The 13,697-nt window shown below is 59.5% G+C and carries 8 protein-coding genes; 1 reads left to right on the top strand and 7 read right to left on the bottom strand.

Going from position 1 to position 13,697, the window contains the following annotated elements; translation table 11 throughout:
• Positions 1-76: 76 nt before the first annotated feature.
• Positions 77-1,330, bottom strand: a complete 1,254-nt coding sequence (gene glyA, locus FO014_RS16190) for a serine hydroxymethyltransferase (RefSeq protein ID WP_105232204.1) — start codon at positions 1,328-1,330, stop codon at positions 77-79.
• A 421-nt stretch (positions 1,331-1,751) separates the two neighbouring features.
• Between glyA and hmpA the strand changes: the two genes are divergently transcribed.
• Positions 1,752-2,942 carry an NO-inducible flavohemoprotein gene (hmpA, locus tag FO014_RS16185; RefSeq protein WP_160030267.1) on the top strand — a complete coding sequence of 397 codons (1,191 nt, stop codon included), beginning with the start codon at positions 1,752-1,754 and terminating at the stop codon, positions 2,940-2,942.
• A gap of 40 nt (positions 2,943-2,982) precedes the next feature.
• On the opposite strand, the gene glnB is transcribed toward hmpA, so the two are convergent.
• The 6 genes from glnB to purL all read right to left on the bottom strand — a co-directional run bounded on the left by glnB (position 2,983) and on the right by purL (position 13,438).
• Positions 2,983-3,321: a nitrogen regulatory protein P-II gene (gene glnB / locus FO014_RS16180; RefSeq protein ID WP_004847623.1), complete on the bottom strand. Its 339-nt coding sequence runs from the start codon at positions 3,319-3,321 to the stop codon at positions 2,983-2,985.
• A gap of 13 nt (positions 3,322-3,334) precedes the next feature.
• Positions 3,335-4,957: an NAD+ synthase gene (locus FO014_RS16175; protein WP_160030266.1), complete on the bottom strand. Its 1,623-nt coding sequence runs from the start codon at positions 4,955-4,957 to the stop codon at positions 3,335-3,337.
• A gap of 131 nt (positions 4,958-5,088) precedes the next feature.
• Positions 5,089-6,426, bottom strand: coding sequence for a two-component system response regulator GlrR (glrR, locus tag FO014_RS16170; RefSeq protein WP_160030265.1), 1,338 nt, complete (start codon positions 6,424-6,426; stop codon positions 5,089-5,091).
• On the bottom strand, positions 6,423-7,283 hold the full coding sequence (qseG, locus tag FO014_RS16165) for a two-component system QseEF-associated lipoprotein QseG (protein ID WP_160030264.1): 861 nt from the start codon (positions 7,281-7,283) through the stop codon (positions 6,423-6,425). The genes glrR and qseG overlap by 4 nt, the downstream gene beginning before the upstream one ends.
• Positions 7,284-7,286: 3 nt before the next feature.
• A complete protein-coding gene (locus FO014_RS16160) occupies positions 7,287-8,723 on the bottom strand; it encodes a sensor histidine kinase (RefSeq protein WP_160030263.1) in 1,437 nt (478 codons plus the stop codon).
• 824 nt (positions 8,724-9,547) lie between these two features.
• On the bottom strand, positions 9,548-13,438 hold the full coding sequence (gene purL / locus FO014_RS16155; RefSeq protein ID WP_160030262.1) for a phosphoribosylformylglycinamidine synthase: 3,891 nt from the start codon (positions 13,436-13,438) through the stop codon (positions 9,548-9,550).
• Positions 13,439-13,697: the final 259 nt, after the last annotated feature.

Below are 13,697 nucleotides of genomic sequence, written 5' to 3'. Positions count from 1 at the left end.
ACACCTCACACTTTGCCCGGTAACAGACGCAAAAAAACCCGCCGCAGCGGGTTTTTTCAGGGTGCGGAAACGCGGATTACGCGTAAACCGGCAGACGGGCGCAGATATCCAGCACCTTCTGTTTGGTGCGTTCGATAACGGCTTCGTCATGGATGTTATCCAGCACGTCGCAGATCCAGCCGGCCAGCTCGCGCACTTCCGCTTCCTTGAAGCCGCGGCGGGTGACTGCCGGGGTGCCGATACGGATGCCGGAGGTGACGAACGGGCTCTTCGGATCGTTCGGCACGCTGTTTTTATTGACGGTGATGTTGGCGCGGCCCAGTGCGGCGTCCGCTTCTTTACCGGTCAGGTTTTTGTCCACCAGATCCAGCAGGAACAGGTGGTTGTGCGTACCGCCGGAAACCACGTTGTAGCCGCGCTCCAGCACCACTTCCACCATCGCTTTGGCGTTTTTCGCGACCTGCTGCTGATAGGTTTTGAACTCTGGCTCCATCGCTTCTTTCAGCGCCACCGCTTTACCGGCGATCACGTGCATCAGCGGGCCGCCCTGCCCGCCCGGGAACACGGCGGAGTTCAGTTTCTTATACAGATCTTCGTCGCCGCCCTTTGCCAGGATCAGGCCGCCGCGCGGACCCGCCAGCGTTTTGTGGGTGGTGGTGGTTACGATGTGCGCGTGAGGCACCGGGTTCGGGTAGACGCCCGCAGCAATCAGGCCGGCAACGTGCGCCATGTCGACGAACAGGTAAGCGCCGATGCTGTCGGCGATTTCACGCATTTTGGCCCAGTCGACCACGCCGGAGTATGCGGAGAAGCCGCCGATGATCATTTTCGGCTTGTGAGCCTGCGCCTGTTTGGCCAGGTCGTCATAGTCGATTTGGCCTTGTTCGTCGATGCCGTAAGGCACCACGTTGTACAGTTTGCCGGACAGATTAACCGGAGAGCCGTGAGTCAGGTGGCCGCCGTGCGCCAGGTTCATCCCCAGGATGGTGTCGCCCGGCTGCAGCAGCGCGGTGTACACCGCGAAGTTGGCCTGGGAGCCGGAGTGCGGCTGTACGTTGGCGTAATCGGCACCGAACAGCGCCTTCGCGCGGTCAATCGCCAGTTGCTCGACGATATCCACATATTCGCAGCCGCCGTAATAACGCTTGCCCGGATAGCCTTCTGCGTATTTGTTGGTCAACTGAGAACCCTGAGCCTGCATCACGCGCGGGCTGGTGTAGTTTTCAGAGGCAATCAGTTCGATGTGCTCTTCCTGACGAACGACTTCCTGTTCCATTGCGCGCCACAGTTCGGCATCGTAATCTGCAATGTTCATTTCACGCTTTAACATCCGGCATCTCCTGACTCAATCAGCTAACTTAAAATCACCCGTTTTGGGTTGTGGGCCACAGTGTAAACTGTTTTCCCCCATTGAGGATAGGCCTTGACAGAGGTTTTTACGCAAACGATTGGCTTGAGGCTGCGCAAGGCTTTAATCCATTTACGCTTCCCGTATTTCAACGGATATTTTCTCATCGGCCCGATGCGCTTTTTTCATGTTCTGTGAGGCGGATCGTCAGTTAACAAATACGCAACAAAAAAGCGGGTATTTACAACCTGTTAAGAAACTTATAAGATGCATTTAAAATACAACATTAAAAGTTCACCATAAGGCTGCCCCACAATCCATCAAAAAACATGGGAAACCGTGGGGATAAACTGATGACCCGCCTGATACCTGAAGCAGGCCGGACATATACAGGAGTATGACCATGCTGGATCAACAAACCATCGCCACCGTCCAATCAACCATTCCTCTGCTGGCGGCGACCGGCCCCAAACTGACCGCCCATTTCTACGACCGCATGTTTACCCACAATCCAGAGCTGAAAGATATTTTCAACATGAGCAACCAGCGTAACGGCGACCAGCGGCAGGCGCTGTTCGACGCCATCTGCGCCTACGCCGGTAATCTGGAAAACCTGGCGGCGCTGTTGCCGGCAGTGGAACGCATCGCGCAAAAACATACCAGCTTCAATATCCAGCCTGAGCAGTATCAGATTGTCGGCACCCACCTGCTGGCGACGCTGGATGAAATGTTCAGCCCAGGCCAGGAAGTGCTGGATGCCTGGGGCAAAGCCTACGGCGTACTGGCCGACGTATTTATCCAGCGCGAGGGACAGATTTATCAGGAGAGCGCCACCGGCGACGGCGGCTGGCGCGATCGCCGCGCTTTTCGCATCGTGAAGAAACAGCCGCAGAGCGACATTATCAGCAGCTTTATTCTGGCGCCGGTGGACGGCGGTAAGGTGGTTGACTTTAAACCGGGGCAGTATCTGGCGGTATATATCAATGACGATGGCCTGGAACATCAGGAAATCCGCCAATATTCCCTGACCGCCGCCCCTAACGGCGAATACTACCGCATTGCGGTCAAACGCGAGGATCGCGGGCTGGTATCCAACTATCTGCATCAGAAAGCACAGGAAGGCGATGTCATCGATATCGCGCCGCCGCACGGCGACTTCTTCCTCGACGTGGCGCCGACCACGCCGGTGGCGCTGATCTCCGCCGGCGTTGGTCAAACGCCGATGCTGGGCATGCTCAATACGCTGTACGCCAAACGGCATCAGGCTGAGGTGCACTGGCTGCACGCGGCGGAAAACGGTCAGGTGCATGCTTTTGCCGATGAAGTGGCGGCTATCGCCGCAGAGATGCCGAACCTCAGCCGTCACGTCTGGTACCGCGAACCGGGCAAGGATGATGTGGCTGGACGTGACTATCAGTCACAGGGTCTGATGGATCTTGGCGCGCTGCGCGCGACGCTGGTGAATCCGCAGATGCATTACTACTTCTGCGGCCCGGTCGGCTTTATGCAGTTTGTCGCCAAACAGCTGCTGGAGATGGGCGTCGACGCCGAACGCATGCATTACGAATGCTTCGGCCCGCATAAGGTGCTGTAAGGTTCGCCGCCGGGCAGGAATCCCCTGCCCGGCGCATCGCTTAGATCGCCTCTTCGTCCTGCTCGCCGGTGCGGATACGCACCACGCGCGCCACGTCGAAAACGAAGATCTTGCCGTCGCCAATCTTGCCGGTCTGCGCGGTCTGCATAATGGTTTCCACACAGGTGTCGACGATATCATCAGCCACCACAATCTCAATCTTCACCTTCGGCAGAAAGTCGACCATATACTCCGCGCCGCGGTACAGTTCGGTATGTCCTTTCTGGCGGCCAAAACCTTTGACCTCGGTGACCGTCATCCCGGTGATGCCGACTTCCGCCAGCGCTTCACGCACGTCATCCAGTTTGAACGGCTTGATAATCGCGTCAATCTTCTTCATTTGTATTCCTTAATTACCAATTTTTGCGGCCAAAGCCGGATGTGATCGGATAGCGGCGGTCCTTGCCGAAGTTACGGGCGGTAATACGCGGCCCGACGGCGGCCTGACGCCGTTTATACTCATTGATATCCACCAGACGGATCACCTTGCGCACCACCGCCTCGTCAAAGCCGGCCGCCACCAGATCGGCCACCGACTTGTCGTGTTCGACATAGCCTTCCAGAATAGCATCCAGAATGTCATACGGCGGCAGGCTGTCCTGGTCGACCTGATCCGGCGCCAACTCCGCCGACGGCGGACGGTCAATCACCCGCTGCGGGATGACGTAGGAGACGGTGTTACGGTACTCCGACAGTTTGAACACCAGCGTTTTCGGCACGTCCTTCAGCACGTCGAAACCGCCGGCCATATCGCCGTACAGCGTCGCGTAACCCACCGCCATCTCGCTCTTGTTGCCGGTGGTGAGCACGATGCTGCGGCGCTTGTTGGACAGCGCCATCAGCACCACGCCGCGGCAGCGCGCCTGCAGGTTCTCTTCGGTGGTGTCGCGCTCGGTGCCGGCAAACATCGGCGCCAGCTGCCCCATAAAGGCGTCGAACATCGGCTCGATGGAGACCACGTCAAATTCCACCCCCAGAATCTCCGCCTCTTCTTTTGCATCGGCGATGCTGATATCGGCGGTATAGCGGAACGGCATCATCAGCGCCTGCACTTTTTCTTTGCCGAGCGCATCGACGGCGATCGCCAGCGTCAGCGCCGAGTCGATACCGCCGGACAGGCCAAGCACCGCGCCCTGGAAGCCATTCTTATTCACATAGTCGCGCACCGCCAGCACCAGCGCCTCGTAAATCTGCGCCAGCTGCGGCAGCTCGGCGGCCGGCGCGGTCATCGGCTCAACCTCCAGCTCGTTGAAGCGCAGCAGCGTGACCTGTTCGGCAAAGGCCGCCAGGCGGTGCGTCATATTGCCGGCGGCGTCGAACACCTTCGAGCAGCCGTCGAAAATCAGCTCGTCCTGGCCGCCGATTTGGTTCAGGTACACCAGCGGCAGATCGGTGCGGCGACAGTGGCCGGCCATCAGCGTCTTGCGGATATACGGCTTCTCGCGGTTATACGGCGACGCGTTGATCGACAGTACGATCTCGGCGCCGGCCGCTTTCAGCGTATCGATCGGCTGCGGGAACCACAGATCCTCACAAATCAGCAGCCCCAGACGGTAGCCTTTCAGCTCGACGACGCAGCTGGCATCCCCTTCATGGAAGTAGCGTTTTTCATCAAACACGCCGTAGTTGGGCAGTTGCTGCTTGAAGTAGCGCGCCTGCAGTTTACCTTCGGCAAACAGCGACAGGGCATTATACAGTTTGCCCTCTTCACGCCACGGGTGGCCAACCAGAATCGCCACCTCGCCGGAAGCCTGCTGCAGGCGGCCCAGCTGCACGTCGCAGCGCTGGTAAAAATCATCGCGGTACAGGAGATCTTCCGGCGGATAGCCGGACAGCGCCAGTTCGGTGAACATGACCAGATCGGCTCCCGCCTTCTGCTGCTCCTGCACGATTTGCAACATACGTTCGCTGTTGCCTTCAATGTCGCCCACCAGCAAATTCAGCTGGGCCAACGCAATGGAAAGTGATCTGCTCATAACTTTATGCTCTGCCATGCATCACAAAACATGGAGTGTATACCCTTCACCGCGCCGTTTACGCGTCGGCTGGGGGATATCCACGCCCGCTTAGTGGGTTGCGAACCTGCCCGGGCAGGTTCAGGAAAGTATCATTCTTTAAAGTCGTTGGCGTCCAGTTCGTGGCGCGACAACAGCTTATAAAACTCGGTGCGGTTACGGCCCGCCATACGCGCCGCCTGTGTCACATTGCCCTTGGTAATCTGCAGCAGTTTGCGCAGGTAATGCAGCTCAAACTGGTTGCGCGCCTCGGCAAAGGTCGGCAGCGCGGTGTTTTCGCCCTCCAGCGCCTGTTCGACCAGCGCCTCGCCGATCACCGGCGCCGAGGTCAGCGCCACGCACTGTTCGATCACGTTCACCAGCTGACGCACGTTGCCCGGCCAGCTGGCGGTCATCAGACGCTTCATCGCATCGGTGGAGAAGCTGCGTACAAAGGGTTTGTGCCGCTTGGCCGATTCGCGCAGCAGGTGGTTGGCCAGCAGCGGAATATCCTCGGCGCGCTCGTTCAGCGCCGGGATCTTCAGGTTCACCACGTTCAGGCGGTAGTACAGATCCTCACGGAATTCGTTTTTCGCCATCGCCTTCGGCAGGTCGCGGTGGGTCGCCGAGATGATACGCACGTCGATATCCAGATCGCGGTTGCTGCCCAGCGGCCGCACCTTGCGCTCCTGCAGCACGCGCAGAAGCTTAACCTGCAGCGACAGCGGCATGTCGCCGATTTCATCGAGGAACAGCGTGCCGCCCGCCGCCGCCTGAAACAGCCCCTCACGGCTGCTGACCGCGCCGGTAAAGGCGCCTTTGGCATGGCCGAACAGCTCTGACTCCAGCAACTGTTCCGGCAGCGCACCGCAGTTAATGGCGATAAAGGCCTTCTTGGCGCGCGGGCTGGCTCGGTGGATCGCCTGCGCCAGCACCTCTTTACCAGTGCCGCTTTGGCCGTTAATCAGCACGCTGACGTCCGACTGCGCCACCATATTCGCCTGCTCCAGCAGACGCAGCATCGCCGGGCTGCGGGTGACGATATCCTCACGCCAGCTGTCATCGCCCGCCGGCGCCGACAGCGACAGCGCGTCGTCAATCGCCTTGTATAACGCATCGCGATCGACCGGTTTGGTCAGGAAGCTGAATACCCCCTGCTGGGTCGCCGCCACGGCGTCCGGAATGGAGCCGTGCGCGGTCAGAATAATTACCGGCATACCGGGCTGACGCTTCTGGATCTCCGCAAACAGCGCCATGCCGTCCATCTCATCCATGCGCAGATCGCTGATCACCAGATCGATCTGCTCGCGCGCCAGCAGGCGTAACGCTTCATGTCCGCTTTCGGCGGTCGTAACGTGGAAACCTTCGCTGGTCAAACGCATGCCCAACAGTTTAAGCAGGCTGGGATCGTCATCAACCAGAAGTAAATTGGCCGCTTTACGTGCTGTCATTGCGCGTCGGACTCCTTATTGGCCTCGGGTGGCGCGTAAGTATCTTCTGGCTCGACGGGAATCGCGGTGCCCCTTGCCGGTTGGCTTTCCGCCTCTGCCGTATTACGCACGGCGCCGTTGCCAGCCTTGCCCTGTGATGCGCCATTATCCGGCAGTTCCCCCTGCAGCTGCTTGCGTGAGGAGAGACGACGCTCAATATCCGTCAGGTTCTCCAGTTTGCGCGAGGTTTCCTGCAGCTGTTTTTGCAGCCGTGCCTGGCTCTGACGCAGCGCATCGACCTGGTTGTCGCTGTTTTCCTGCAGACGCTGGTAGCGCAGGCGCTCTTCAGCCTGTGCAACCTGCTGCTGCTGCTGCTGACGCCACAGCTGCAGCAACGGACGCAGAGAACTTGGGAAATCCAGGCGATAGCCGTTAAGCCGGTCAAGCATCTGACGCCGCTCCGCCGGGGTTGGCTCGGCGCTGCCGAGCAGAATGCTTTGCTTGAAAACGCCGTCCCAACTGGCGGCCGGCAGCGTTCTTACCTGCACGCGCGCCTGCGTGGATCCGATACGTTCGGCACAGTCCATGGCGCGCAGCCAGTACAGAGAATTCTCCAGCGCTTCTTTACCGTCCAACTGCCACAGGGTGTCGCAAGGCGCGATGTGGTAATCCACCACCTTGGCGTCAGGGATCGCCTCTTGAGGCTGCTGTCCCAAACCGCCGCTGACGGCGCGATCGGCGCAGCCTGCCAGCAACAGCGGAACAAAAAACAGCGTTCCCAATAAAGAGAGCGGACGTTTGCCGAGCAAAGCACGTTGCTGCGCGCGCGTTGAAGGTTCGGTCTTCGGTAGACGAGCGCGTTTAGACCATGTGTACATTATTTATTCGTTCTCGGCGGTTAATGGCAATTCAATACGGAAGCAGACATCGGCATCGTCGACGTCAACCAACTGCAGCTCTCCGCGCATCCGGCGGATGCAGTCATGGGCGATGCTCAGCCCCAGTCCGCTTCCTTTTACCGCCCCTTTTCGCTGGTGACTACCCTGGAAAAAAGGCTCGAAAATCATGGCTCGTTCGGCTTCGGGAATTGGCGTGCCGGTGTTGGCGACGTCAATCTGCACCCGCTGCCCAGCCTGACGGCTGCGAATCCAAATGTTACCGGATTCCTTACCATAGTGCACCGCATTGGAATAGAGATTATCCAGCACGCGCATTAATAGCGTAGGCTCTGCCCAACAGTTTTTCGCTTCCAGCGCGATATCGGTGCGAATCAGCTTGGCTCTGGCCGGCAGGCTGTGCGCGGCCACCACCTGCTCAACCATCTCCGTCAGCGCGACCGCCTCATGCTCCGACGGGCCGTCGGCCAGCTTGCGGTTATAGTCCAGCAGTTGCTCAATCAGCTGCTGCAGATGGCGGCTGCTCTGGTCGAGAATCGTCACCACCTCTTTCTGGTCGGTGGTCAGCGGGCCGGCCACCTCGTCCGCCAGCAGCTCGGTGCCTTCGCGCATGCTGGCGAGCGGCGTTTTCAGCTCATGGGAAATATGTCGCAGGAATTCATGGCGCTGCGACTCCAGCCAGGCCAGACGCTCGCTCAACCAGATAATGCGCTGCGCCAAAGAGCGCAGCTCGCGCGGCCCTTTAAACGTCGCGGCGGAACCGAGCGCCCGCCCCTCGCCCAGCCGGTTAATCATCCGTTCGATCGCCTTGACCGGCCCGATAATCATCCGGGTAAACAGCACCACCAGCAGCACGCTGACCAGAAACAGCAGCAGCGCCTGCCAGCCGAAATACTGGCCCCGCTCGGCAATTGCCTGCTGCAGCTGCTGACCGCGGGAAAACACCACCGCCCGCGTCGCCTGCACCATTTCCGCATTGGAGCTGGAGAAGGATTCGAGCAGGGCCGAAGCATCTTTGTCCGGGCCGCTGCTCTGGCACTGGATAGTCGCCAGCTGCGTTAACAGCTGACGCAATGTTTGATAATAGCGTTCATCGGGCAGGATCGGAGCATGCGCGTCGAGCATTTGCGAATATTGCTTGCGCTGATTCTGGTACAGCCGCCCCAGCGTGGGGTCGACCAGCACACAGTACTGACGATAGCTGCGTTCCATCTCCAGCGCGACGCTGGTCATCGCCTCGCTGCGGCGCGCATCCACCAACGTCGTCCGGTTGATGTTAGCCGCCTGCGCACTGAGATGATCGAGGCTCTGGTAAGCCTGATAGGCCAGCACCAGCAACGGCAGCAGCACCAGCAGAAACGCCATCAGCACCAGCTGGCGCAGCGAGCGGGGGAATAAACGCCATCTTTTCAACGAAATCATCTCATTGTCCCTTGTCTGCCCTGATGCTAACCGAGTCTTCAGCAAGAGAAAAGCCTGAACGCCGGAATCGGTTGCGAAGTTTTACCGAGTATGCCGTTTAAGGGGGAGTGAGGGGGCAATGGGGCGCAGCGACGGTGAGGAAACACAGAAGTTGACGTTGGGGCATCACGCCCCAGCGCAAGGAAGATATGGATGCCCGTTGGCCTCGTCCCCTGGGTGATGTAGCACAAGCGCTGGCATCGAACAGGACGAATAGCATCCTAATGTATCCGGGATTGATGAAAAAGCTCATCACAGTTGGATACAGGCGGTGCCTCACTCCACGTGTCGCCCGATGCTTGATAAAGTCGCGTAAGCGGCAATTATCGGTTTGGTTGGACGATAGGCACCATTTCTTTGGCATCATTCGGAGGCTTATGAGGCAAACTGTCCGTCGCGTGACGGCGCCGTCATAAAAAGGTGAATGAGCAACTGAAAATAATAATGCACGTATCATGCCAACTTTTCAATAAATTATTAATGCGTTGATTTTAATAAATATTAAATTTAATTACTTATTTCCACTTCGATCGTGACCACCTCGCGGGTGCTGCTTTCTTCGCCATATCGTCGCCAAAACCCGACACCTTAAGTGAATTTAGCATTCATCACTATAAATCAATAAGTTAAATGTCACCTTTTGGCGACACGAGAAATCAAGGCTGTCGCAAAACACCGACACACCCTATAAAAACATGTAGATTCAACATATTAAAAAAGGGAACGTCACCGTTCCCTTGTCTTGAACCGGCCGGGCCTGCCGCGACCCGGCCTTACACCGCGATTTAGCCCAACTGTCGACGGGCGTTGCGGAACATCCGCATCCACGGGCTGTCTTCGCCCCACTCTTCCGGATGCCAGGAGTTGCTGACGGTGCGGAATACGCGCTCAGGGTGCGGCATCATCACCGTCGCGCGCCCGCTGTCGCTGGTCACCGCGGTGATGCCGTTTGGTGAGCCGTTCGGGTTGGCCGGATAGTTCTCCGTCACCTGACCGGCGTTGTCCACAAAGCGCAACGCCACCAGGTTATGGCTCTCCAGCGCCGCCAGATGGGCCGCGTCACGCACCTCTACGTGACCTTCGCCGTGTGAAACCGCGATCGGCATCCGCGAGCCGGCCATATCCTGCATAAACAGCGACGGGCTGGCCGCGACTTCCACCAGGCTAAAGCGCGCTTCAAAACGGTCCGACAGGTTGCGTACAAAACGCGGCCAGTGTTCGGCGCCCGGGATCAGATCGCGCAGGTTGGACAACATCTGGCAGCCGTTACATACGCCCAGCGCCAGCGTCTGCGGACGATGGAAGAACGAGGTGAACTCATCACGCACCCGCTCGTTAAACAGGATCGACTTCGCCCAGCCTTCACCGGCGCCCAGCACGTCGCCGTACGAGAAGCCGCCGCAGGCCACCAGCGAGTGGAAATCCTGCAGGTCACGGCGCCCGGACAGCAGATCGCTCATATGCACGTCCACCGCGTCAAAACCGGCGCGGTGGAACGCTGCCGCCATCTCCACGTGCGAGTTGACGCCCTGCTCACGCAGCACCGCCACCTTCGGACGTGCGCCGCTGGCGATATAAGGCGCGGCGATGTCGTCATCCGGCGCAAAGGTCAGCTTGACGTTCAGCCCCGGATCGCTGTCATTCTGCTTGGCCTGGTGTTCCTGATCGGCACAGCTCGGATTATCGCGCAGGCGCTGCATCTGCCAGGTGGTTTCCGCCCACCAGGTGCGCAGGGTGCTGCGGCTTTCGCTGTATACCGGCTGCTCGCCACTCTTGATCACAAAGCGGTCGCCCTGCTGCACGCGGCCGATACGGTGCACATTGTCCACCAGACCGTGTTGGGCAAACGCCTGCAGTACCGCCTCGATCCGATCGGCGCTGACCTGAATCACCGCACCCAGTTCTTCGTTGAACAGCGCCGCCAGCGTATCCGCGCCCAGCGCCTGAATATCCGCCTCCACGCCGCAATGGCCGGCAAAGGCCATTTCCGCCAGCGTCACCAGCAGGCCGCCGTCGGAACGGTCGTGGTAAGCCAGCAGCGCACGATCGGCCACCAGCTGCTGCATGGCGTTAAAGAAGCCGGCCAACTGTTCGACATTACGCACATCCGCCGGCTTGTCGCCCAGTTGCCGATACACCTGCGCCAGCGCGGTAGCGCCCAGCGCATTATGGCCGTTGCCGAGGTCGATCAGCAGCAGTTCAGTGTCACCCTTGTCGGTGCGCAGCTGCGGCGTCACGGTGTGGCGCACGTCTTCCACGCGGGCAAAGGCGGTGATCACCAGCGACAGCGGTGACGTCATTTCGCGCTGTTCGTCACCTTCCTGCCAGCGGGTTTTCATCGACATCGAATCCTTACCGACCGGGATGGTGATGCCCAGCGCCGGACACAGCTCTTCACCCACCGCTTTTACCGCTTCATACAGGCCGGCATCTTCGCCCGGGTGACCCGCTGCGGCCATCCAGTTGGCGGACAGCTTCACGCGCTTGAGCGAACCGATTTCCGTCGCCGCCATATTGGTCAGCGCTTCACCGACCGCCAGACGACCGGAAGCGGCAAAGTCCAGCAGCGCCACCGGCGCGCGTTCGCCGATCGACATTGCTTCACCGTAGTAGCTGTCGAGGCTGGCGGTGGTCACCGCGCAGTCGGCCACCGGAATCTGCCACGGCCCCACCATCTGGTCGCGCGCCACCATACCGGTAACGGTACGGTCGCCGATGGTGATCAGGAAAGTTTTTTCCGCCACGGTCGGCAGGTGCAGCACACGCTTCACCGCGTCCGCCAGCGTAATCGCTTCGCGCGCCACCGGCTCGCCCTGCGCCTGCAGCCGGGTGACGTCGCGCGTCATTTTCGGCGTTTTGCCCAGCAGCACGTCCAGCGGCATATCGATCGGCTGGTTGTCGAAATGCGCATCGTTAAGCGTCAGATGCTGCTCTTCGGTCGCCTCACCGATCACCGCGTACGGCGCTCGCTCACGGCGGCAGATTTCGTCAAACTGCGCCAGCTGTTCCGGCGCCACCGCCAGCACATAGCGCTCCTGCGATTCGTTACACCACACTTCCAGCGGGCTCATGCCCGGCTCATCGTTCAGGATGTCGCGCAGTTCGAAACGCCCGCCGCGGCCGCCGTCGCTGACCAGCTCCGGCATGGCGTTGGACAGACCGCCCGCGCCGACGTCGTGAATAAACAGAATCGGGTTTTCCGCGCCGAGCTGCCAGCAGCGGTCAATCACTTCCTGACAGCGACGCTCCATTTCCGGGTTGTCGCGCTGTACCGAGGCAAAATCCAGATCGGCGTCAGACTGGCCGGAGGCCATGGAAGACGCGGCGCCGCCGCCCAGGCCGATATTCATCGCCGGGCCGCCCAGCACCACCAGCTTGGCGCCGACGGTGATTTCACCTTTTTGTACATGGTCGGCGCGGATATTGCCGATGCCGCCGGCCAGCATAATCGGCTTGTGGTAGCCGCGCAGTTCAACGCCGTTGTGGCTGTTAACCTGCTCTTCATAAGTACGGAAGTAGCCCAGCAGCGCCGGACGGCCGAACTCATTGTTAAACGCCGCGCCGCCCAGCGGGCCTTCGGTCATGATGTCCAGCGCGGTCACGATGCGTTCCGGCTTGCCAAAATCCTGTTCCCACGGCTGTTCAAAGCCCGGGATGCGCAGGTTGGATACCGAGAAGCCGACCAGGCCGGCCTTCGGCTTCGCCCCGCGCCCGGTGGCGCCTTCATCGCGGATCTCGCCACCGGAGCCGGTCGCAGCGCCCGGCCATGGCGAAATGGCGGTCGGGTGGTTGTGGGTTTCCACCTTCATCAGGATATGCGCATCTTCCTGATGGTAATCATACTGGTCGCTGCCTGGCGCGGCGAAGAAACGACCGACCTGAGAGCCTTCCATCACCGCGGCGTTGTCTTTATAGGCCGACAGCACGTGATCCGGCGTCTGCTCAAAGGTATTTTTGATCATTTTGAACAGCGACTTCGGCTGCTGTTCGCCGTCAATCACCCAGTCGGCGTTGAAAATTTTATGGCGGCAGTGCTCAGAGTTGGCCTGCGCGAACATATACAGTTCGATATCCGTCGGGTTGCGCCCCAAACCGGTAAAGGCATTCAGCAGGTAGTCAATTTCATCCTGCGCCAGCGCCAGGCCAAGCTTGAGGTTGGCCTGCTCCAGCGCGCCGCGCCCTTCACCCAGCACGTCCACCGTCTGGTAACGGGCCGGCTGATGATGAGCAAACAGCTGCTGTGCCTGTTGCAGATCGTCAAATACCGTTTCCATCATGCGGTCATGCAGCAGCGCGGCCAGCCGTTGCCACTGCGCCTCGTTCAGCGTCGGCGCGCTGACGTAAAACGCCAGGCCGCGTTCCAGACGCACCACCTGCGTTAAACCGCAGTTATGGGCGATATCGGTCGCCTTGGAAGACCAGGGGGAAATCGTGCCCGGTCGCGGCGTCACCAACAGCAGGCGCCCTGCGGGGGCATGTTCGGCGAGAGAGGGGCCATACTTGAGCAAGCGCTGAAGTTTGGCGTGTTCTTCGGCACTTAGCGGTGCGCTAACATCGGCAAAGTGGACGTACTCGGCATAAATATCACTGACCGGAAGTTGTGCGTCCTGACAGCGGGACAGCAGTTTGGTAATACGAAAAGCCGACAAAGCGGGCGAACCACGCAGTATTTCCATAATCAAAGTTCTCTCGTCTTCGAAGCAGCTGACTTCAGCGCTTCATTGGGCGCAACAGGGGAAAACGCGCGTCATTATAGAGAATCCGCGCCGCCGACGAAACCGTTTGCGTGGGGATTCTTGATAATTCCTAATTCTGCCGTCTGATTGTCATATTGTGTCAATAAAGTTGCACACTGGCGTTTTGTTACGCAAAATGCCCGCGAATACTGTCGATATCCCCATACTAATAAATGCTTTCCGGCCGGTGCAGACAGGC

It is taken from the genome of Serratia rhizosphaerae (genome assembly GCF_009817885.1).
GTDB lineage: Bacteria > Pseudomonadota > Gammaproteobacteria > Enterobacterales > Enterobacteriaceae > Serratia_B > Serratia_B rhizosphaerae.
The sequence above is the reverse complement of the archived record's forward strand: the minus strand, read 5'-3'. Positions and strand labels throughout refer to the sequence as shown.